A 21,279-nucleotide genomic window follows, 5' to 3' on the forward strand; every position below is an offset into this window, starting at 1 on the left:
GGTCAGGTTCGCGGGACGGGGCAGATGAGCGCTTAGGCTGGGCGGATGGTTGATCGCACCGTGCCCGGCCCGACCGACGCCAGCGTGCGGCGGGCACTGCACCGGGCCGCGAGCGGGCGGGCGCTCGACGTCGACGAGGCCACCGCGCTGCTGGCCGCCCGGGGCGGGGCGCTGGACGAGCTGCTCGACGTGGCGGGCGCCGTCCGCGACGCCGGCCTGCGCGAGGCCGGGCGGCCGGGCGTGGTCACGTACTCGAAGAAGGTCTTCATCCCCCTCACCCGGCTGTGCCGGGACCGGTGCCACTACTGCACCTTCGCGACCGTGCCGCACCGGCTGCCGGCGGCCTTCCTCGACCGGGACGAGGTTCTCGCCATCGCCCGGGCGGGGGCGGCCCAGGGCTGCAAGGAGGCCCTGTTCACGCTCGGAGACCGGCCGGAGGAACGCTGGCCGGCGGCCCGGCAGTGGCTGGACGAGCGCGGCTACGACTCCACGCTCGACTACCTGCGCGCCTGCGCGGTGGCGGTGCTGGAGGAGACCGGGCTGCTGCCGCACCTCAACCCGGGCGTGCTCTCCTGGTCGGAGTTGCAGCGGCTCAAGCCCGTCGCGCCCAGCATGGGGATGATGTTGGAGACCACGGCGACGCGGCTCTGGTCGGAGCCGGGCGGCCCGCACTTCGGCTCGCCGGACAAGGAGCCGGCGGTCCGGCTGCGGGTGCTCGACGACGCGGGCCGGGTCGGCGTGCCGTTCACCACCGGCATCCTGATCGGCATCGGCGAGACCCCTGCCGAGCGGGTCGACGCGATCTTCGCGATCCGCCGGGCGCACCGCGAGTACGGCCACCTCCAGGAGGTGATCGTGCAGAACTTCCGCGCGAAGCCGGACACGGCGATGCGCGGCATGCCGGACGCGGAGCTGCACGACCTGGCCGCCACGGTGGCGGTGGCCCGGGTGCTGCTCGGGCCGAAGGCCCGGATCCAGGCCCCGCCGAACCTCATCGCGGGCGAGTACGCCCTGCTTCTGCGCGCCGGCATCGACGACTGGGGCGGGGTCTCCCCGCTGACCCCGGACCACGTCAACCCGGAGCGCCCCTGGCCGCAGATCGACGAGCTGGCCCGGCACACGGAGAAGGCCGGCTTCACCCTGCGCGAGCGGCTGACGATCTACCCCGAGTACGTGCGGGCCGGCGACCCGTGGCTGGACCCGCGCCTGCTGCCGCACGTCGGCGCGCTGGCCGACCCGGCGACGGGGCTGGCCGTCGAGGAGGCCCGACCGGTGGGCCGCCCCTGGCAGGAGCCCGACGAGACGTACGGCGGCCGGACCGACCTGCACGCCACCATCGACACCACCGGGCGGACCGGCGACCGGCGCGGCGACTTCGACCACGTCTACGGCGACTGGTCGGAGGTGGCGGGCAAGGTCACCGCCGGGGGCGGGGCGGGGACCGACCGCGACCTGCGGGCGGGGCTGCGGCTGGCGGCCGACGATCCGGCCGCGCTGCTGGAGCCGCAGCACGCCGACGCGGCGCTGGCGCTGTTCGCCGCCGACGGGCCGGCGCTCGACGAACTGTGCCGGCTGGCCGACGATGTCCGCCGGGCGGCGGTCGGCGACGACGTGACGTACGTGGTCAACCGCAACATCAATTTCAGCAACGTCTGCTACGTCGGCTGCCGGTTCTGCGCCTTCGCCCAGCGGGAGCGCGACGCCGACTCCTACCGGCTCTCGGTGGACCAGGTCGCCGACCGGGCCGAGGAGGCGTGGGCGGCCGGCGCCAGCGAGGTCTGCCTCCAGGGCGGGATCGACCCGAAGCTGCCGGTGACCGTCTACGCCGACCTGGTGCGGGCGATCAAGGCGCGGGTGCCGGGGATGCACGTGCACGCGTTCTCGCCGATGGAGATCGTCACCGCCGCCGCCAAGGCCGGTGTGTCGGTGCGGGAGTGGCTGACCGGGCTCCGCGAGGCCGGGCTGGACACCATCCCGGGCACCGCCGCGGAGATCCTCGACGACGACGTGCGCTGGGTGCTCACCAAGGGCAAACTGCCGGCCGCCGCCTGGGTCGACGTGGTCGGCACGGCCCACGAGCTGGGCATCCGGTCCAGCTCCACCATGATGTACGGCCACGTGGACCACCCGGCGCAGTGGCTCGCGCACTTCCGGGTGCTGGCGGGGTTGCAGGACCGTACGGGCGGGTTTACCGAGTTCGTGGCGCTGCCGTTCGTGCACACGAATGCGCCGATCTACCTGGCCGGCATCGCCCGCCCGGGGCCGACGTGGCGGGAGAACCGGGTGGTGCACGCGATGGCCCGGCTGCTGCTGCACGGCCGGATCGACAACATTCAGTGTTCGTGGGTGAAGCTCGGCGACGAGGGCACGGCGGCGATGCTCCGGGGCGGCTGCAACGACCTGGGCGGCACGCTGATGGAGGAGACGATCTCCCGGATGGCCGGTTCCGGCAACGGCTCGGCGCGCACGGAGGAGCAGTTGATCGCGATCGCGACGGCCGCCGGACGACCGGCCCGCAAACGCACGACCGCGTACGGCAGCCCTCGCCCCTAGCATCGACGGGTCGCCTGACCGTCCACAACGGACACCGTGCTCCACGCCACCGGCCGGGCCGGGCGCGTCAGCCGCGTCCGTACCGCCTGGTGGGACGAGCACCGGCCGGTCTCCAGGATTTCTGTCGCAAGTGGAGGAACGACCGGATTCGTCCGGCCCAGCAGCGTGTCGGCGACCCGCCACGATCCGGGGGACGCGGTCGCACCGCCGCACTCCGTCCACATCGTGGGCGGAGCGCGGCCGGCGTCTCCGGCTCGGCGGGCGGTCCGCGCCAACTCGGGTTAACCTGTGCCCCACCAAGATCAACGAATCGTGGTGGGTGACTTCCGAGGGTCCTCATCGGCCTTCCCCGTCGGGTCGGCGGGGAGGCGCCACGGGAGAAAACTCGGGCAACTCGCCGGAGAGGGCGTTACTCGGCCGGGGTCTGAATCGATAGGGCAGGTTGCGAGGCCGGGTGGTCGGGTGGCCGTCCGGAGTGTTGTCGGGAGGGCGACTCCATTATCAAGTCCGGCTTGACGGCGCACGCATTACACGCGTGTAATTTGAATGGGGTTGTTCGCGCGGAACGCAACAAATCGGGACCGTACGGACAAGCACGCCTTCCGCGTGGGGGGTTGCAGCGGCGATGACGCCGGTGCGCGACAAGGAGGCATCTGATGGACGGCCAGCTTGAGGTGGCCGACCTGCTCGGAAACGCGCCGGAGTGGCAGGAGCGGGCGCTTTGCTCCCAGACCGATCCGGAGGCGTTCTTTCCCGAGAAGGGCGGCTCGACCCGCGAGGCGAAGCGGATCTGCTCGCGCTGCGAGGTGAAGACGGAATGCCTCGAATACGCTCTCGGTCACGACGAGCGATTCGGGATCTGGGGTGGGCTCTCGGAGCGGGAGCGGCGCAAGCTCAAGCGGCGGGTCGCCTGAGCATTGCCGGGCCGGGGCGGTGGGGGCCGCCCGGCTCAGGCCAACTCGTCGGGGTCCACCCCGAGCAGATTGGCCACCTGTTCGATGATCACGTCGTGCACGAGATCCGCGAGGTCCTCGCGGTCCATCGCACGGAACTCCAACGGCCGGCGGTAGAGCACGATCCGCGGGGGCACCTCCTGCCGGCCGGGGCGACCCGGCAGCAGCCGGGCGAGCGGCACCTCGCCGTCCTCCAGCACGTCGGAGTCGTAGACGTTGAGGTCGGGCGGCACGTCCTCTACGGCGAACTCGACCCCGGCCAGCTCCTTGGCGAACCGCCGTTCGAGGGTCTCGACCGTGTCCAGCACCAGGTCGTCGAAGATCTCCGCCTTCGTACGCGCCAACGGCACCGTCGCCGGCACCAGCCGCCCGCGCAGGCCGCGCCCGTGCCGGTCGCGGTGGGCGCGCCGGCCGGGGCCGGGGCGGCGGTGTTCCGGGCTCGTCATGAGGAAAGGTTAGCGCCCGCACCGACCTGGCCTGCGGCAGCGCCACTGACGCGGCGCGGCGCGGTCGGCATCTGCGCGAGGTGCTCGCCCGCCAGGGCAGCCGGCCGGTGAGCAACCGGCCGAATTGTGATCACCGTGACGGGCGTGTCGCAACGCGAAGCAGTGCGCCGGACCCGGTAATGGAGATACCCTGCCGCCGTGAGGTCACCACGGCGCTGCTCCCGTAACGGCTGCCCCCGGCAAGCGGTCGCCACGCTGACCTATGTCTACAACGAGTCGACAGCGGTGGTCGGCCCCCTGGCGGCATTCGCCGAGCCGCACACGTACGACCTCTGTGAACCGCACGCCCGGAGCCTGACGGCGCCGCGCGGTTGGGACGTCGTCCGGCACGAGGGCGAGTTCGAGCCCCCGCCGCCCACCACCGACGATCTGGTCGCCCTGGCCGAGGCCGTCCGCGAGGCCGCCCGCCCGGTGGCCCCGCGCCCGCCCGAGGACGACCACACCACCAACTCGACTCCCCAGACGGGCCGCCGGGGTCACCTGCGCGTCATCCCCCCGAACCACTGATCCGCCGCCCGGTGAAGGTCACGGGCACCGGCGAGAGAAGTCCGCGCGGAATCGGCAGCTCGCCGGCAGAGGTGCGGGCCCGATGGTCGCGCCGGGCACTGTCGAGCTGAATCGTCTACGACATCAAGGCACCGTCGCACGGCGGGGTTGGTGATCGGGGCGGTGTCCGGCTGTGCCGCCGAGGGCTGAGTCGTCTGCGACATCAGTTCGACAGCGCGGGTGAGGTGGGTCCGGCACGGCCGGCGCGCGGCCCTTCGGAGGTGCGATCCGCTCGTTCCGCGCCTGGTCGGACGCTGCGGCGGAGGCATGTCCAGGGCCTTTTCCGGGCGGTCGTCGGCCACCTCGGGCGCGCGAAACAGATCCCACCGCGACACGCCGGCAGCGTGACGACAAGGGCACTCAGCGTGGCTACCGTGCGCCCCAGTGTGATCGCGGGCGCGGGAGGTCGGATGGTGAACGAGGCACTGCGGGTGGCGATGGCCGAGAAGGGGGAGACCGCCGAGTCGCTGGCGGAGAAGGTGGGTGTCGACCCGAAGACGGCGGGACGGTGGCTCGCGGCGGGCCGGATCCCGCACCCCAGGACCCGGCTCGCCGTCGCCGAGGTCCTCGGGCGCGACGCCGCCGAGCTGTGGCCCGAGCCGTTCCGCCGCCGCGACCTGCCGTGGTTCCGGCCCTGGGCCGAGCTGGAGCAGGACGCCGTCACGATCAGGTCGTACCAGCCGCTGCTCGTGCCGGGCCTGCTCCAGACCGAGGGGTACGCCCGCGCGGTGCTGGCGACCGGCGGCCTGCTGCCGGCGGCCGAGGTCGACGAGATCGTGGGCGGCCGGCTGGCCCGGCAGGCGATCCTGGCCCGGGACGCCCCGCCCCAGCTGGTCGCCGTGATCGACGAGGTGGTGCTGCGGCGGCGGGTCGGGGACGAGGCGGTGATGGCCGGGCAGCTGGCCCACCTGCTGGCGGTCGCCGCGCAGGAGCACGTGCAGGTCCGGGTGATTCCCGCCGAGGCGCCGTGGCACACCGGCCTCGCCGGGCCGTTCGTGCTGATCCGGCTGCCCGACGGCGCCGAGACGGCCTATCTGGACAACCAGCTGCGCGGTCAGGTCGTGACCGAGAGTGCCGACATTGCTAGCCTGGGCGCGAGATGGGAGAGCGTCGCCGGCGAGGCGCTGCCGCGACGCCAGTCGATCGAGCTGATCGGGGAAGTGGCGACGACATGGACATGACCGACGCCCGCTGGCGCACCGCGACCCGCAGCAGCAACAACGGCGGCGACTGCGTCGAGGTGGCCGACAACCTGCCCGGCCGGGTGCTCGTGCGGGACAGCAAGGACCGCGCCGGGGGCGTGCTCACCTTCGCGCCGGACGCCTGGCGCGCGTTCGTCGGGTCCGCCGGCCGGCACGGGCGCGCCGGCTGATCGGACAGGGCGGTCGGCGCGGCCCACGGGGCCGGCACCGGCGCCTCAGGCGTACGCCTGCGCACGTCGCATGAGGCGGACGGCGCCGCGGTGGCGAGAGCGGCCGGTCGCCGCGACGATCCGCATCGCCTCCGCGACGGTCAGCATCGCCTCCGCGACGGTCAGCATCGCCTCCGCGACGGTCAGCATCGCCTCCGCGACGGTCAGCATTACTCCCGCGACGATCGCGTCACTCCCGGCGGCGAGCGGAATGTGGTCGCGCCTTCGCCCTTCGCGCACGCCGACCCGCCGTCCGTCGGCGCCGTCGGCCCATGCCAAGATCTGTCGTTCACCGCACCTGACGTCCGTCGGCGCGCCACTCCCGCCTGGCCGCCGACGATGACCTCGAGGAGTCGTCACATGCGACCTCCCCTCCGGCCCCTCACCCGGCGTGGGCTGCTGACCGGCGCCCTCGGCTCGGCGGCACTGCTGGCGGCGGGCGGCTCCCTGGCCGGCTGCGGCACCACGGGCGCCGCCCAGACGGAGGCCGGCTGCGTCAGCGAGGACCTGTCCGGCACCGAGAAGACGCTGACGTTCTCCAACTGGCCGCAGTACATGGACGTGGACGACACCGACTCCGCCAAGCGGCCGACCCTCGACGCCTTCGTCGCGGAGAGCGGCATCCAGGTCGCCTACACCGAGGACGTCAACGACAACAACGAGTTCTTCGGCAAGGTGCAGAACCAGCTCGCGGGATGCCAGCCGACCGGGCGGGACATCATGGTCCTCACCGACTGGATGGCGGCCCGGATGATCCGGCTCGGCTGGATCCAGAAGCTGGACAAGTCGAAGCTGCCCAACGTCGAGGCCAACCTGCTGCCCTCGCTGCGCGGCCGGTCCTTCGACGCGGAGGACCAGCTCGCCATCCCGTGGCAGTCCGGCCTGGCCGGCCTCGCCTACAACGGCAGGGTGACCAGGGAGATCCGGACGGTCGACGAGTTGCTCACCCGCCCCGACCTCAAGGGCAAGGTGACCGCGCTGGCCGAGATGCGGGACACCATGGGCCTGCTGCTCCAGTCGAACGGCCACGACCCGGCGAACTTCACCGGCGCCCAGTTCGACGACGCGCTCGCCAAGCTCAAGAGGGCCGTCGACTCCGGCCAGATCCGCAGGTTCACCGGCAACGACTACGCGCCGGACCTCGCCAAGGGCGACATCGCCGCCTGCATCTGCTGGTCCGGCGACGCCATCCAGCTCGGCTTCGACGACGACAGGATCAGGTTCGTGGTGCCCGAGTCCGGGGTGATGATCTGGTCGGACAACGTGGTGGTGCCGAACAAGGCCACCCACAAGGGCAACGCCGAGCGGCTCATCGACCACTACTACCAGCCGGCGGTCGCCGCCCGGCTCGCCGCCTTCGTCAACTACATCTGCCCCGTCCGGGGCGCCCAGGCCGAGATGGAGAAGATCGACCCGGCGCTGGCCGCCAACCCGCTGATCTTCCCCGACGATGCCATGCTCGCCAGGTCGAAGGTCTTCATGGCGCTGGACGAGAAGCAGGAACGCGAGTACGAGACCAAGTTCCAGCAGGTCATCGGAGCGTGAGCGGGATGGGTACGACGACTGCGGGACGCGAGACCCCGGCCGGCGACCTGCGGCTGGCGAACCTCACCAAGCGGTTCGGCGTCGTCACCGCGGTGGACGACCTCAGCCTGACCGTCCCGCAGGGCTCCTTCTTCGCACTGCTCGGCCCGTCCGGCTGCGGCAAGACCACCACGCTGCGGATGATCGCCGGCCTGGAGGAGCCGACCGGCGGGCAGGTGTTGCTGGGCGAACGGGACGTGACCCGGCTGCGCCCGTACAAGCGGCCGGTGAACACCGTCTTCCAGAGCTACGCGCTCTTCCCGCACCTGGACGTCTTCGAGAACGTGGCGTTCGGCCTGCGCCGGCGGGGCATCCGTTCCGTCGACGACGAGGTCATGGGCATGCTCGCGCTGGTGCAGCTCGACGACCACGGCCACCGCCGTCCCGCCCAGCTCTCCGGCGGGCAGCAGCAGCGGGTCGCGCTGGCCCGTGCCCTGGTCAACCGCCCGCAGGTGCTGCTGCTCGACGAGCCGCTCGGCGCACTGGACCTGACGCTGCGCCGGCGGATGCAGATCGAACTCAAGCGGATCCAGACCGAGGTCGGCATCACGTTCGTGCACGTCACCCACGACCAGGAGGAGGCCATGACGATGGCCGACATCGTCGCGGTGATGAACGCCGGGCGGATCGAGCAGCTCGGCGCCCCCGCCGACCTCTACGAGTACCCCGCCACGGCGTTCGTGGCGAACTTCCTCGGCCAGTCCAACCTGCTCGCCGGCGAGGCGTCCGGCGCGGGCGGGGACGAGGTCGCCGTGTCGGCCCACGGCCGTCGCTTCTCGGTGCCCACCGGCCGGGCCCGGGTCGACCGGGGGCCGGTCCACCTGGGCGTACGCCCGGAGAAGCTGCACCTGGCCGACTCCGTCGACCAGGTCCCCGCCGGGTGCCAGCACGTCACCGGCATCGTCACCGACGCCTCCTACGTGGGGGTGAGCACGCAGTACCTGCTGCGCACCGGCTGGGGCGGCGAGCTGACGGCCTTCGTGGCCAACAGCGGCACGGCCCGTCCGCTGCCGCTGGGCGCGGAGGCGGTGGCGTACTGGGACCCGCGGCACGCCTTCCTGCTGCCCCGGGAAGCCGGCGGACAGGACCGGAGCGCGCCGGCGCGGGACGAGCCGGTCGGCGCACCCTCGTGAGCGCCCCGGCCCGGCTGCCCACCGGACCCGGGGAGCCGACGCCGCCCGCGCCGCCCCGCCGGCCCGGGCTTCTGCCGTACCTGCTGCTGTTGCCCGCGGCGGCGTGGCTGGTGCTCTTCTTCGCGGTGCCGCTGGTGCAGCTCGCCGCCGCCAGCCTCTACGACCCCGCGGGCTCGCTCGCCACCGGGTACGCGATGACGTGGGCGTTCGGCAACTACCCCGACGCGCTCGCCGCGTACTGGCCGCAGTTCGGGCGGTCCTTCGGCTACGCCGGGGCCGCGCTGGTGCTGGCGCTGCTGGCCGGCTACCCGCTGGCGTACGCCATCGCGCAGAAGGCCGGCCGGTGGAAGAACCTGCTGCTGGTCTGCGTGGTCGCGCCGATGTTCACCAGCTTCCTGGTGCGCACGCTGGCGTGGAAGACCATCCTGTCGGACAACGGCTGGCTCGTCGGGCTGCTGCGCGACGTGCACCTGCTCGCCCCCGACGGCCGGCTGCTGGCCACCCCCGTCGCGGTGGTGCTCGGCCTGACGTACAACTTCCTGCCCTTCCTGGTGCTGCCGCTCTACGCGAGCCTGGAGCGGCTGGACCCCCGGCTGCTGGAGGCGGCCGGCGACCTCTACGCCGGCCCGTGGCGAACCTTCCGCCGGGTCACGCTGCCGCTGTCCATGCCTGGCCTGGTCGCCGGCACGCTGCTGTTCTTCATCCCGGCCAGCGGCGACTACATCAACGCCGAGCTGCTCGGCACCCCCAACGAGTACATGATCGGCAACGTCATCGACTCGGCGTTCCTGGTCCGGCTGGACTACCCGCAGGGCGCGGCGCTGTCGTTCCTGCTGATGGCGGCCATCCTCGCGGTGGTCTTCGGCTACCTGCGCCGGACCGGCCCGGAGGAGGTCCTGTGACGACGCGGATCTCCCGCTGGCTGGCCGACCGCTGGCTGGCCGGCGTGGCGCTGCTGGTGCTCGGCTACCTCCTCCTGCCGGTCGCCGTGGTCGCCGCGCTCTCCTTCAACCGCCCCTCCAGCCGCCTGTCGTACGACTTCAACGAGTTCACCCTCGACAACTGGCGCAACCCGTGCGCCACCTCCGACATGTGCGACGCGGTGGTGCGCAGCGTCCAGATCGGCTTCGTCTCGACCGTGGTCGCCACGGTGCTCGGCACCCTGATGGCGTTCGCGCTCGCGCGGCACCGGTTCCGTGGCCGCGCCGGGATCAACGTGCTGATCTTCCTGCCGATGGCCACCCCCGAACTGGTGATGGGCACCTCGCTGCTGGCCCTCTTCGTCTCCGCCGGGGTGCCGCAGGGCTTCTGGACGGTCGTAGTCGCCCACGTCATGTTCTGCCTGTCGTTCGTGGTGGTCACCGTCAGGGCGCGGCTGGCCGGGATGGACTCCCGGCTGGAGGAGGCCGCCATGGACCTCTACGCGAGCGAGTGGCAGACCTTCCGGCGGATCACCCTGCCGCTGGCGCTGCCCGGCATCGTGGCCGCCGCGCTGCTCGCCTTCTCGCTCTCCTTCGACGACTTCATCGTCACGAACTTCAACGCCGGCACCACCGTCACGTTCCCCATGTATGTCTGGGGTGCCGCCCAGCGGGGCATCCCGCCCCAGGTCAACGTCATCGGCACCGCGATGTTCGTGCTAGCGCTCCTACTGACCCTGACCACCACCCTGCACACCCGCCGCAAGAACCGACCCACGTAGCCCCCACCCCGCCGGGCGGGAGAAGAGGAGGAGGGGCCCCTCGCCAGGCGGGTGCGTGGCGAGGGGCCCCTCGGGCCGTGCCCTCGAGTGACGAGCCCTAGAGGGTCAGGGTCCAGCCGTCGATGTAGCCGGTGTCGCCGGAGGCGGCGTCCTGGACGCGCAGGTTCCAGGTGCCGTTACGGGTCTCCGTGGAGAGGTTGACCGTGTAGGTCTGGTTGATGTTGTCGGCGGAGCCGCCGGTGCGGTTGTGCAGGGTGTAGGCGCTCCCGTCGGGGGCGACGAGGCTGACGACGAGGTCGCCGACGTACGTGTGCACGATCTGCACGGCGACCTTGCTGGTCGACGAGGCGGTGCCGGTGCAGCCGGCGATCGCGACGCTGCTGGTGACCGTCGCGTTGTCGCCGACGGTGACATTGTTGGCGTTGGTGCCGGTGCAGTTCGTCGTGCCGGAGCCGCCCAGGTTGAGCGTCCAGCTGTTCACGTAGCCGGTGTCGCCGGCGCCCGCGTCCTGGACCCGCAGCTTCCAGGTGCCGTTGGCCACCTCGGAGGAGAGGTTGACGGTGTAGGTCTGGTTGATGTTGTCGGCGGAGCCGCCGGTGCGGTTGTGCAGGGTGTAGGCGCTGCCGTCGGGAGCGACGAGGCTGACGGCGAGGTCACCGATGTAGGTGTGCACGATCTGCACGGCGACCGTGCTGGTGGAGCCGGCGGTGCCGGTGCAGCCCGCGATGGTGATGGTGCTCTCCACCGTGGCGTTGTCGCGGATGGTCACGTCGGTGCCGTTGGTCTGGGTGCAGCCGGTGGGCGGCGGGGGCGTGGTGCCGCCGTCGCCGAGGTTGAGCAGCTTGTTGGGCGAGCCGGTGCCGGGGCTGGTCACCGCGTTGCTGGTGGCGTCGGCGACGAGCTTGTCGCGCACCTGCTGCGGGGTGAACGTCGGGTTGGCGGCGAGCACGAGCGCGGCGGCGCCGACCACGTGCGGGGTCGCCATCGAGGTGCCGCTGATGCTGTTGGTGGCCGTGTCGCCGGTGTGCCAGGCCGAGGTGATCGAGCTGCCGGGGGCGAAGATGTCCAGGCAGGTGCCGATGTTGGAGAACGACGAGCGGGCGTCGGTGTTGGTGGTCGAGCCGACGGTGATGCCGGCGAGGAGGCTGGCCGGCGAGCTGTTGCAGGCGTTCGCGCCGTAGTCGTTGCCAGCCGCCAGGCCGTAGGTGACGCCGTCGGCGATGGACCGCGCCACCGCGTCGTTGAGGGCCTGGCTGAACCCGCCGCCGAGGCTCATGTTGGCCACCGCGAGCTGGCCGGCGGCGTGGTCGCCGGTCACCCAGTCGACGCCCTGGATGACGCCGGCGTCGGTGCCGCTGCCCTCGCAGTCGAGCACCCGGACGCCGACCAGCGTGACGCCCTTGGCGACGCCGTAGGCGGTGCCGCCGACCGTGCCGGCCACGTGCGTGCCGTGCCCGTTGCAGTCGTCCGCGCTGCCGCCGTCGATGGAGTCGAAGCCGGAGACGGCCCGGCCGCCGAAGTCGCTGTGGCCGAACCGGATGCCGGTGTCGATGATGTACGCCTTCACGCCCGAGCCGGTGTTCGGGTAGGTGTACGAGTTGTTCAGCGGCAGGGCGCGCTGGTCGAGCCGGTCGAGGCCCCAGGAGGGGGTGGGGCTCTGCGTACCGCTGATCCGCATGGTGTGGTTCTGCTGGACGTAGCGCACCGAGGGGTCGGCGGCGAGCCGCTTGGCCTCCGCCTCGGACATCCGGGCCTCGAACCCGCGCAGCGCGTTCTGGTACGTCCGGTTGACCGCGCCCCGGTGCCGGCCGGCGAGGTCACGTGCCTTCTTCGTGACGTCGGTCCGGCCCACGGAGGCGTCCTTGAACACCACGATGTACGAGTCGTCGACGGCGGTGGCGCCGCCCGCCATGAGAATCTGTCCCTCGGCGGGGGCGGCCGTCGCGGGGGCGCCGAACGCCACGGCGGTGGCGACGGCGGCGGTCAACACACCGACGCGCCAGCGGCGCGCGGCGGGGTAGGGGAGTGTCATCCCTCGGGTGTTCCTCTCGCTACACGACGGCGGGTGCGCCATCGATCGCAATTGATCAAAGTGAGCAAGAGCGTAGGGCCTCCACGGCAAAATGTGGAGACGTGAGGGGGACTTGTATTAGGGGTGCGGACTGCGGTAATGGATCAGCCGGGCTCACTGCCACGTGGAGGTCTACGCTGCTGCGTGTGGACCCGGTCGCCTTTCATGTCGCCTCCCGCCCCGCCCACGGCGAGGGCGAGCTGACCGTCCACCACCCGTACGACGGGCGCGCCGTCGGTCGTACCACCCTCGCCACCGCCGACCAGGTCGAAGCGGCCGTCGCGGCAGCGGCCGGGGTGGCCGCGGTGGCCGCGGCCCTGCCCGCGCACGCCCGCGCGGCGGCCCTGGACCACGTGTCCCGCCGGCTCGCCGAGCGGGCCGAGGAGTCCGCGCGGCTGATCACCGCCGAGAACGGCAAGCCGCTGAAGTGGGCCCGCGCCGAGGTCGCGAGGGCCGTCTCCACCTTCCGCTGGGCCGCCGAGGAGGCCCGGCGCTTCTCCGGCGAGCTGCAACGCCTCGACACCGACCCCGCTGCCACCGGGCGCATCGCCCTGGTCCGGCGGGCGCCCAAGGGGCCGGTGCTCGGCATCGCGCCGTTCAACTTCCCGCTGAACCTCGTCGCGCACAAGGTCGCCCCGGCCATCGCGGTCGGCGCCCCGATCATCGTCAAGCCCGCCCCCGCCACCCCGCTGTCGGCGCTGCTGCTGGGCGAGCTGCTCGCCGAGACCGACCTGCCGGAGGGCATGTTCTCGGTGCTGCCGCTGCCGAACGAGCGCGCCGTCGAACTGGTCGTCGACCCCCGGCTGCCGGTGGTCTCGTTCACCGGCTCCGGGCCGGTCGGCGCGGCGATCCGTCGCCGCGTGCCCGAGAAGCACGTCACCCTGGAGCTGGGCGGCAACGCCGCCGCCGTGATCTGCGAGGACTGGAACACCGACGAGGACCTGACCTTCGCCGCGCACCGCATCGCCACGTTCGCCAACTACCAGGCCGGGCAGTCGTGCATCGCCGTGCAGCGGGTCTACGCGCACGAATGGCTCTACGACGCGTTCCTGCCCCGCCTCGTCGCGGCGGTGCAGGAGTTGCGCGTCGGCGACCCGTCCGACCCCCTCACCGACGTCGGGCCGCTGATCTCCGTCGACGCCGCCCGCCGCGTCGAGGCGTGGGTGGACGAGGCCGTCACCGCCGGCGCCACCATCGAGCTGGGCGGCCGGCGCGACGGCGCGACCTATCCGCCGACCGTGCTCTCCGGCGTGCCGGCGGACGCCAAGGTCTGCGCCGAGGAGGTCTTCGGGCCCGTGCTGGTGGTCGCCCGCGTCGCGCACGACCAGGCCGCGTTCGCCGCCGTCAACGACTCGGCGTACGGGTTGCAGGCGGGCGTCTTCACCCACCGCCTCGACACGGCCTTCGCCGCGCACCGCACGCTGGAGGTGGGCGGCGTGATCGTCGGCGACGTGCCGTCGTACCGGGCCGACCAGATGCCGTACGGCGGGGTGAAGGGCAGCGGCGTCGGGCGCGAGGGCCTGCGCAGCGCCATGGACGACTACACGGAACCCCGGGTCATGGTGCTGACCGGCCTGTCGTTGTAGCGCTCACCGGGTGCCGCCCGCTCAGCAACTGTCGCCCGCTCACCAGGTGCCGTCGTCGCGGACGCGGGCCGGCGCCCGGCCGAGCAGCAGGGTGGTCAGCGCGGCGTCGATGTCCTCGCCGAGGAACCACTCGCCGGCCTGGTCCAACGCGAAGACCCACCCCCGCTCGTCGACGGCGAGGATGCTCTCCTGCCGCTCGGTGCCGATGGGAAAGAGCCGTACGCCGAGCACCGCGGCGAAGTCGGCCAGCGTGTCGGCGGTGTGCGCGACCTGTCGTGGACGGATGTCGAAGCGGGAGATCCACACCTGTTCGCCGGGACCGCGCCGGGCGCCCACCAGGCTCGGAAAGGCGGTGAGTGTCGACAGGACCGCAGGGAAGTCGGGATGCGCGGACGTCTCACCCCTGACGGCACTGACGTCCCTGATGGCGGACAGGGCGACGACCTCGTCCCCGAAGTGCGGCCGCCAGCCGGCCGCGACGAGTGCCTGCGCGACGTCCGGGTGAAACCGGCCCGGCGCAGGGTCGGGTTGCGGGTCCGGTTGCCACGGCATCGTGAAGGCCCGGTCGGACCAGGGCAGGACGTTGAAATCCACCAGCAGGTCCACACACGAGTCGCAAGGGCGGTCGGCGAGGCCGCCGTTCGGATCGCCCGGCTCGCGCACCCGGAAGACCTCGAACCGACCGGTCTGCAGGATGTCCTTCGCGTCAGCCATGCCGAGCGGCGCGATGCCCTCGGCGGCGCGGCGGTGGTCGTAGTCGTGCAGGACGTCGGAGACGACGATCAACTCGGCGTGCCGGTCGCCGCCGCGCACCAGGTGCCCGGGGGGTAACCCGTCCAGGTAGGACCGCACCAGCGGGTGGTGGTTCAGCGTGACGTCGCCCTTGGCGCCCTGCGCGCGGAACAGCCGCCCCTCGACCGTCAGGTGCGCCGCCGTGCCGGGGGTCGGCAGGCGGCGGATCTCGCGGAGTAGTTGGCTCGCCGGGTCGACCGTACGGGGCACCGGGGGGCCCTCCGGCCGGCTCCGGCGGTACATCTGCGCGACCACGTCGACCGGCACGCGCGGCCAGGTGGTCACCTCGCCGGTGAGCTTGTCCACCACCGTGGTCGGCAGGTCGCCGGGCATCGTTATCGCCTCGATGGGCACGGTGGACGTGATGACGTAGCCGAGTTCGAACTCGTCGACGCTGGGGCGGCACTCGTGTCCCAGGCGCTGTGACTCGCGGCGGGCCCACACGGCGGCGAGCTGCTCGGCCTGCTGGCGATCGATCACGGCTTGAAAGTACCGGACCCCACGGATTCGTGGCGCCCGGTATGGTTCGCCCTACCGACGGTAACCGGGGGAGGGTGGCGTTGGCCGAGAGTGTGGACCGCGACGCCAACCGCGCGCTGCGGGCGCGGTTCGACGAGGTGTACGGGGACTACCAGCGACTGAGGTCCGGTCTGGACGAGCTGCAGGGTCGGCTCGCCGGGCTACGGGTGACCGAGCGCTCCGAGGACGGTCAGGTGACCGCCACCGCCGGTGCCCGGGGCGAGGTGATCTCGGTCGAGCTGCACCCCTCCGTCTTTCAGGACCGGGACGCCAAGGCGTTGAGCCGGAAGATCACCACCACCGTCCACCAGGCCGGCGCTGCGGCGGTGGCGGCCACCCAGGAACTCGTGGCCGGCTACCTGCCTGCCGGGTCCGGGGCGACTGACTTCCTGCGTACGGGTGACTTCGGCTCGTTGCTGGGCCGGGCCGACGCCGTGCTGCGCCGGGGCGAGTGATGGACGGTCAGCTCTGGCTCGACCCGCAGCGGGCCCGGCGCGGGGGCGTCGACCTCTCGCTCTCCGGTGAGGCGATCACGGCATGTCGCCGCCAGGTGGGCGGCGCCATCGCGGCGGCGAGCGACCGGTCGCCCTGGGGCAAGGACGACATCGGGGCCGCGTTCGAGCAGAAGTACCGCGGCTTCGAGGAGCTGGTCCTGCGCGCGTGGGAGGGCGTGGGTCGGCACCTGGAGGGTCTCGGGGCGGACGTGGTCCGGTCGGTGGACGCCAACCTGCGGACGGACGCGGCGGGTGCGGGTCGGCTCGGCCGTGTCAGCGACCGGCACCAGCAGCGCTGATCCGCTGAGGAGACCCGGATGAGTGTGTTGCCGAGCCCCATCCCGCACCCGCTCGACTACTCGCCCTGGCAGTTGCCCGGCTGGGTCTACGAGGCGCTGGACTGGGTCATCGGTGTCGAGTGGCCGGAGGGCAACGAACGCGCGGTCTGGGAACTCGCGGACCAGTGGTACGCGGTGGCCGCCGTGCTGGCCGGGCCGCGTGCCGACGCCGTTGCCGCCGCCGGTGAGGTGCGCAGCGGGTACGGCGGCGTCGGGGCGGTCGCTGCCGCCTTCGACACCGCCTGGCGTCGGGTGGCGGAGGGTGACGAGGCGCCGTTGCCCGTGCTGCTCGCCGTGAGTACCGAGTTGGGTCGGCTGGTGGAGGAGTGTGGCTGCGACATCGAGGGCGCCAAGCTCGAGGTCTGGATCGAGCTGGGCATCCTGGTGATCGAGTTGCTGTCGCTGGCCGTCGCGACCGTGCTCACCGCGGGCGCGGCCTCGCCCGCCGCCGGGGCGGCGATCACCGCCACCAGGCTGATCGTGCAGCAGATCTTCAAGCGGCTGATGGCGCAGCTGGCCCGCAAGTCGATCAAGCAGGGGCTCAAGGAGGCCGGCGAGCGGGCGGCGAAGGAGGTCACGAAGGGCGGCGTGCGGGGGTTCAGCCGCCGCGCGGCGCTGAGCGGTGTGTCCGAGGCGGCCGAGGAGAGCGGCATCAACCTCGCCACCCAGGCGTACCAGAATTCGACCGGCCGCCGGCACGGGCTGGACGTGACGGAGTTGGGCACCACGGCGCTCGGCGGTATGGCCGGCGGGGCGGTCGCGCCGCTGGCCGGTCTCGGGCGGCACGCCACCGGCCGGGGCGCCCGGATCGGGGAGCACTTCGGCCGCGAGATGGCCGGCGAGGTGATGGCCGATCAGGCCGCCAGTCTCGCCACGGGCCGGGGGCTGACCTCGGTGGAGGACGCGGCCCGCGCGGCCGCGTCCGGTGCCCGTGGTTCCGCCACCGCGCAGGCCGACGCGGCGTTGCAGGCACGGCTCAACGGCCAGATGAGCGCCCTGGCCGGGATGTCGCTGACGTCGACGGGAGCCGGCGGGCTCTCGACGCCTCCCGAAGTGCCGGCAGCGGATGGGCCACCTGTCGCCCTGCCCAGCGCGGGGGTGGCGCCGTCCGTCACCGTGCCCGACGCGGGAGCGGGTCCTCCGGTCCACGGAGCGGGGGCATCTGTCAGCGCGCCAGATGAGGGCCAGCGAGGTGTGGCCGCTGCGGAGACGGCACCGTCGGCCCGGCCGTCGGCGGAGGGCCGGACGGAGCCGAACGGTCCCGCGACGACCATCGCCGCCGCCCAAGCGGGTGACACGACCGCGCCTGTGAACGCTGCCGGAACCGAACGGGCCGGCGCGACCGTGGCGGCCACGTCGCCCGCGCTGCCAGAGTCCGCACTCAGCCCGACTCTCTCCTCTGTCACGACGGCAGCCCTCGTCCACGGCGCCGTCGGGGGCGTCTCGGTCGGCATGGAGGGCCAGTCGACCATTTCCGGAAACGCCGCGATCGGCGCCGCCTCCGTCAACGTCGCGAGTGCTGCCGGCCCGTCGAATGCGCCGACAGCGGCTCCGGTGAACGGCCCCAGCACCGGCCTGGGCACCGCGACGGTCGGGCCGACCCCCGCCTCGTTCCCTGAGCCGAGAACGGTTGCCTCCGCCCCCGGTGCGGGCCAGGTGCCGTCGGTCGCCAATCCCGAGCCCGCCGTCGCACGAGGAGCCACCGGAACGGTGCCGGCACAGCCGCGGCCGGCACCACCGACGATGCTGCCTTCGCCCGATGCGCCGGCAGCCGAGCAGAATCCGCACGTCCCCAGCGACACGTCGGCAGCCGCCGGTCAGGATGATTCGGCCGGCCCCCGGGTCAGAAGCCCCGAGTGGTACGCGGCCAAGTGGGCCCTCGACCGGGACGCGTTCGAGAGACGTCGCTACCGCGGCTACTACGAGTCACAGCGGGCGTGGTTCGAGGACAAGCGCCGTTATGACGAAGCTGTGCGACTCAGGGCCCGCGCGGACGAGCACCACCAGAGGGCGCGGGACTTCGCCGCCCACGCCTTCCACCTGCACCAGACGGGCCAGGCGCGCCAGGCTGACGGGTGGCAGCGGGCAGCGAACGACGAGATGCGGGCGTACGACGAGTACCTGGACTACGCGGAAGCCGTACTGGCCGGCGGCGTCGTGCCGTCCGTCGTGGGCGTCGTCGATCCCGCGGACTTCCGCCGGATCAACGACGACGTCGGCGACCTGGCATACGGTGCCGTGGAGACCGCCGACCGCTCGGCCTTGACGGGCGACGACTACCCGCCGCCGATCGACCGGTCCCGGAACTACGGCCGGCCCGGCGGTCTGCGTCCACCGCTGGCCCTGCACCAGACCGACATCGAACGGCAGGTGCCCCGAGAACCCGACGGGAGCGTCCGGCGCAACGCCGACCCGCGAGTGGGTGGCTGGTTCGGGTTGGTCAACGACGGCGGACCGCAGGCCGACCCGACCCGCGGCATCAACTGCATCGACTGCACCCTGTCGATGTTCGACACCTGGATGCACGGTCGCCCCCGGGTGGCCGCTCCCCGCACCTTCGACGCCTACCTGGCCGGCGACATCACGTGCCCCATCAACGGCGAACGCGACGGCATCGGGCGGGTGGAGGACATCACGGGAGGCCGCTTCCAGCGCCTCTGCCAGCCGACCGAGGACATCCAGGGTGTTGAGCGGCAGCGGGCCATCGACACGGGATACCGCAACCTGCACGACCAGCTCCGCCTCGGCGGCCACGGCAGCTTCGCCTTCGTCATCAACAACTGGGAACAGGGCGGTTCCCACATCTGGGTCGCCCTCAACCAGAACGGCACCATTCTCTACCTCGACCCGCAGACCAACGCCGTTTCGACGACGCCCCTGTACCGGCACCAGGGCGTCCCGCACCCGCACAACGCCGTCGACACCGAGGTCCTGGTGATCGGCTCCGACGGCAGACCGATGCCGCTGGGCGGGCTGCGGCGGGGGCGGTTCAGCCAGCGACCGGACCTGCCGGAGTACCCACCCGTCGAAACCGACCAGGGGTACGGCGAACTGTTCCTCAACCGCATGCACCTGCTGGACGGACCGGGCTCGGCTCCGTCCGACGGGTCGATGCCACCAGGGCTCCCACGACAGTCCGACGAGGCGGGACCGGTTCCCGAACGCAGCGACACACCGTCCGAGGACCTGCGGACGGTGCGGGAACGCGCGCAGGCCGACCGGGCGGGGAACCCGCTTGCCGTCGGCGCGATCCTGGCCGCAGAGCCCGACCTGGGACGGGTCTTCGCCGCCGGCGTGACGCCGGCCGAGGTGGCGGCCGGCGTAGACCCCCCGACACTCCGGCGACTCGTACCGCAACTTGACGACGCGGGCGCCGAAGACGTGGCACGGCTGTTCGCGGATCCACGCGTGCAGCGGATGCTGGACGAGACGTGGCGGCAGCCGCCCAAGGACGAGCCGATGTTGGCCGAGAACCTCGTCCGACAGTTGGCGCAGCGACCTGAATTGGCGCGGATGGTCCTTGTTACGCCTGAGTTGGCCACTTCGCTGACGGCTCGTCCCGTGACGCTGCATCACCTCGCCAGTCAGCAACAGGCGGTCAACGTCCTCGGGTCCGTCTTGGATCACATCGAGAAGTCCGGTCTCGAAGCGGTGCCCGCCGTAGAGGTGCGGCCGCCTGAGGGATCTCTGAGTGACGAGCTGAAGGCGCTCAGCGACTCGGTCGGTCCTCGGAAGCGAAAGGTCCACCAGCCCGGCTTCGACCCTTCCCGAAAGGAAGACGAGAACTATCGGTTGGACTACCTCAGCAATCTCTACAGGGAAGCCTCGGCGGCTCAACTGGAACTCAACGAACTGGCGGTACGAATGGCCGGCGAGCGTGGTCTGGCAAGCTGGCGCGAGAAGCCCAAGGACCATCAGCGCGTACTCGACAAGATAGGTGAATATGGGAACGATGTTTCGTCTCTAAAAGATCTCGCCGGAGCCAGGATCCAGTTCGACAGCCTGAGCGACCTGTATCAGACCCTCTCGCGAATCGGTCAGGACCCCGACGTCGAGGTGATAGCTAAAAAGGATCGTTTCCTCGGAGCCCAGTTGAGCGGGTACCGAGATGTGCTGTTAAGTTTGCGGATGTCAAATGGTCACATCGCTGAACTTCGCCTGCAGCTCCTTGCGATGGATGAGGTGGCAGAGTGGGAGCACGCGCTTTACGAGGTGCGTAGGGACCTTGATGCCATGGCAGAATCGCAAGGTCGTCCCTTGACGACAAGAGAGTTGGCAATCAGGGACGGACTTGCTCTGAAGGGGCAGGAGGCGTTTCGGCTCGCCCTGGAGCGCCACCAGGAAGGAAGGGGGGAGCGGTGAGCCACCGACCTCCGGGCAGTCTCCCGGCCTTCTTCAGCTACTACGAGACTCCGGTCAAGCTGGTGGCTGATGAAGTGGGCCATGTGATCGGATGGAAGCTTTCGAAAGCTGATGGCGGCTGGGAGCGAGCCGACGATCTCGTCAGGAAGATTCTCCTTGTGGGCGGCGATGAGATCGAGGAGTTGTCCCGCAATGAATTTATCGAGTACACCGAACATGACCGAGGGAGGTACCTTCGCGGCGCCGGCCCGATCTTCGCGCTTTACGAGACAGTAAACGCGATCGTGGAGCAGGCGGACCTCGAACGGCGGCCGCTCACGCCGCACGAGTCGGCGTTGGTGGGAGGTATTCGAAGAAAGACCTTCGTCATGTTCGAAGAGCAGCTTCAACAGGCGGGTGACCCCGCAGCTGATCCTTCCTTGGGGATTGACGGGAGCAGTTCTTCCTGAGCTTGGCGCGCTGCGGAGACCTGTTGCGGCTCGTCGAGCCCTGACTCGGGACGCTGGTATGGCTGACTCTCCGTCGACCAAGCCGCCGCCCTCTCCAGCGATGCCTCTACCCGGCGCTTCGGCTGGTCGAACTCGTTCCCCCATCGACGATGATCCCTGCTCGGGCGGCGACACGGTGGATGGGGGGCCTGCTCTTCGAGTGCTGCGGGACCAGCGGTCACCTATGAACCGAGGTGCGTCTCCTGCTTCCAGCCGGCTGGCAACCCGCCGTGGCAAAGAG

At 71.7% G+C, this 21,279-nt stretch carries 18 protein-coding genes; 14 read left to right on the forward strand and 4 right to left on the reverse strand.

Annotated features, from left to right (window positions below; translation table 11 throughout):
• The first annotated feature begins 45 nt into the window (after positions 1-45).
• Positions 46-2,553 carry a bifunctional FO biosynthesis protein CofGH gene (locus tag ACLQ22_RS02350; protein WP_425690832.1) on the forward strand — a complete coding sequence of 836 codons (2,508 nt, stop codon included), beginning with the start codon at positions 46-48 and terminating at the stop codon, positions 2,551-2,553.
• 656 nt (positions 2,554-3,209) lie between these two features.
• Positions 3,210-3,467, forward strand: coding sequence for a WhiB family transcriptional regulator (locus ACLQ22_RS02355; RefSeq protein ID WP_088980572.1), 258 nt, complete (start codon positions 3,210-3,212; stop codon positions 3,465-3,467).
• 35 nt (positions 3,468-3,502) lie between these two features.
• On the opposite strand, the gene ACLQ22_RS02360 is transcribed toward ACLQ22_RS02355, so the two are convergent.
• Positions 3,503-3,952 (reverse strand): metallopeptidase family protein, encoded by a 450-nt coding sequence (locus ACLQ22_RS02360; protein WP_089001916.1) that lies wholly within the window; start codon positions 3,950-3,952, stop codon positions 3,503-3,505.
• A 198-nt stretch (positions 3,953-4,150) separates the two neighbouring features.
• Here ACLQ22_RS02360 and ACLQ22_RS02365 point away from each other — a divergent pair, with 198 nt between their 5' ends.
• From ACLQ22_RS02365 to ACLQ22_RS02375, 3 genes are all read left to right on the forward strand, one after another.
• Positions 4,151-4,519 carry a DUF3499 domain-containing protein gene (locus tag ACLQ22_RS02365; protein ID WP_121396491.1) on the forward strand — a complete coding sequence of 123 codons (369 nt, stop codon included), beginning with the start codon at positions 4,151-4,153 and terminating at the stop codon, positions 4,517-4,519.
• 452 nt (positions 4,520-4,971) lie between these two features.
• Positions 4,972-5,739 carry a helix-turn-helix domain-containing protein gene (locus ACLQ22_RS02370; protein WP_425691067.1) on the forward strand — a complete coding sequence of 256 codons (768 nt, stop codon included), beginning with the start codon at positions 4,972-4,974 and terminating at the stop codon, positions 5,737-5,739.
• On the forward strand, positions 5,730-5,930 hold the full coding sequence (locus ACLQ22_RS02375; protein WP_132233542.1) for a DUF397 domain-containing protein: 201 nt from the start codon (positions 5,730-5,732) through the stop codon (positions 5,928-5,930). The genes ACLQ22_RS02370 and ACLQ22_RS02375 overlap by 10 nt, the downstream gene beginning before the upstream one ends.
• A 45-nt stretch (positions 5,931-5,975) precedes the next feature.
• On the opposite strand, the gene ACLQ22_RS02380 is transcribed toward ACLQ22_RS02375, so the two are convergent.
• Positions 5,976-6,209: a hypothetical protein gene (locus ACLQ22_RS02380; RefSeq protein WP_425690833.1), complete on the reverse strand. Its 234-nt coding sequence runs from the start codon at positions 6,207-6,209 to the stop codon at positions 5,976-5,978.
• A 120-nt stretch (positions 6,210-6,329) separates the two neighbouring features.
• Here ACLQ22_RS02380 and ACLQ22_RS02385 point away from each other — a divergent pair, with 120 nt between their 5' ends.
• From ACLQ22_RS02385 to ACLQ22_RS02400, 4 genes are read left to right on the forward strand one after another with little or no spacing between them, the layout of a single operon-like run.
• Positions 6,330-7,514 carry a polyamine ABC transporter substrate-binding protein gene (locus ACLQ22_RS02385; protein WP_425690834.1) on the forward strand — a complete coding sequence of 395 codons (1,185 nt, stop codon included), beginning with the start codon at positions 6,330-6,332 and terminating at the stop codon, positions 7,512-7,514.
• Positions 7,515-7,519: 5 nt separating this feature from the next.
• Positions 7,520-8,686: an ABC transporter ATP-binding protein gene (locus ACLQ22_RS02390; protein WP_425690835.1), complete on the forward strand. Its 1,167-nt coding sequence runs from the start codon at positions 7,520-7,522 to the stop codon at positions 8,684-8,686.
• The gene (locus ACLQ22_RS02395) at positions 8,683-9,588 is read left to right on the forward strand and encodes an ABC transporter permease (protein ID WP_425690836.1); all 906 of its coding nucleotides are present in this window, start codon (positions 8,683-8,685) and stop codon (positions 9,586-9,588) included. The genes ACLQ22_RS02390 and ACLQ22_RS02395 overlap by 4 nt, the downstream gene beginning before the upstream one ends.
• Positions 9,585-10,388 (forward strand): ABC transporter permease, encoded by an 804-nt coding sequence (locus tag ACLQ22_RS02400; RefSeq protein ID WP_425690837.1) that lies wholly within the window; start codon positions 9,585-9,587, stop codon positions 10,386-10,388. Before ACLQ22_RS02395 ends, ACLQ22_RS02400 begins: the two co-directional genes overlap by 4 nt.
• Before the next feature lie 97 nt (positions 10,389-10,485).
• Here the strand turns inward: ACLQ22_RS02400 and ACLQ22_RS02405 are convergent, their stop codons facing one another.
• Positions 10,486-12,420, reverse strand: a complete 1,935-nt coding sequence (locus tag ACLQ22_RS02405; protein WP_425690838.1) for a proprotein convertase P-domain-containing protein — start codon at positions 12,418-12,420, stop codon at positions 10,486-10,488.
• Positions 12,421-12,605: 185 nt separating this feature from the next.
• Here ACLQ22_RS02405 and ACLQ22_RS02410 point away from each other — a divergent pair, with 185 nt between their 5' ends.
• A complete protein-coding gene (locus tag ACLQ22_RS02410) occupies positions 12,606-14,045 on the forward strand; it encodes an aldehyde dehydrogenase family protein (RefSeq protein WP_425690839.1) in 1,440 nt (479 codons plus the stop codon).
• A gap of 39 nt (positions 14,046-14,084) precedes the next feature.
• Here ACLQ22_RS02410 and ACLQ22_RS02415 read toward each other — a convergent pair whose 3' ends face one another.
• Positions 14,085-15,317, reverse strand: coding sequence for an SUKH-3 domain-containing protein (locus ACLQ22_RS02415; RefSeq protein WP_425690840.1), 1,233 nt, complete (start codon positions 15,315-15,317; stop codon positions 14,085-14,087).
• Between the two features lie 74 nt (positions 15,318-15,391).
• Between ACLQ22_RS02415 and ACLQ22_RS02420 the strand changes: the two genes are divergently transcribed.
• From ACLQ22_RS02420 to ACLQ22_RS02435, 4 genes are read left to right on the forward strand one after another with little or no spacing between them, the layout of a single operon-like run.
• Entirely contained in the window at positions 15,392-15,811 is a 420-nt protein-coding gene (locus ACLQ22_RS02420; RefSeq protein WP_425690841.1) for a YbaB/EbfC family nucleoid-associated protein, read from the forward strand.
• On the forward strand, positions 15,811-16,149 hold the full coding sequence (locus ACLQ22_RS02425; RefSeq protein WP_425690842.1) for a hypothetical protein: 339 nt from the start codon (positions 15,811-15,813) through the stop codon (positions 16,147-16,149). The genes ACLQ22_RS02420 and ACLQ22_RS02425 overlap by 1 nt, the downstream gene beginning before the upstream one ends.
• An 18-nt stretch (positions 16,150-16,167) precedes the next feature.
• Positions 16,168-20,550 carry a toxin glutamine deamidase domain-containing protein gene (locus tag ACLQ22_RS02430; protein WP_425690843.1) on the forward strand — a complete coding sequence of 1,461 codons (4,383 nt, stop codon included), beginning with the start codon at positions 16,168-16,170 and terminating at the stop codon, positions 20,548-20,550.
• Positions 20,547-20,999 carry a hypothetical protein gene (locus ACLQ22_RS02435; protein WP_425690844.1) on the forward strand — a complete coding sequence of 151 codons (453 nt, stop codon included), beginning with the start codon at positions 20,547-20,549 and terminating at the stop codon, positions 20,997-20,999. Before ACLQ22_RS02430 ends, ACLQ22_RS02435 begins: the two co-directional genes overlap by 4 nt.
• The last annotated feature ends 280 nt before the right edge of the window (positions 21,000-21,279 follow it).

The sequence above is a fragment of the Micromonospora sp. DT178 genome (assembly GCF_049841695.1).
In the GTDB taxonomy this organism is placed as follows: domain Bacteria; phylum Actinomycetota; class Actinomycetes; order Mycobacteriales; family Micromonosporaceae; genus Micromonospora.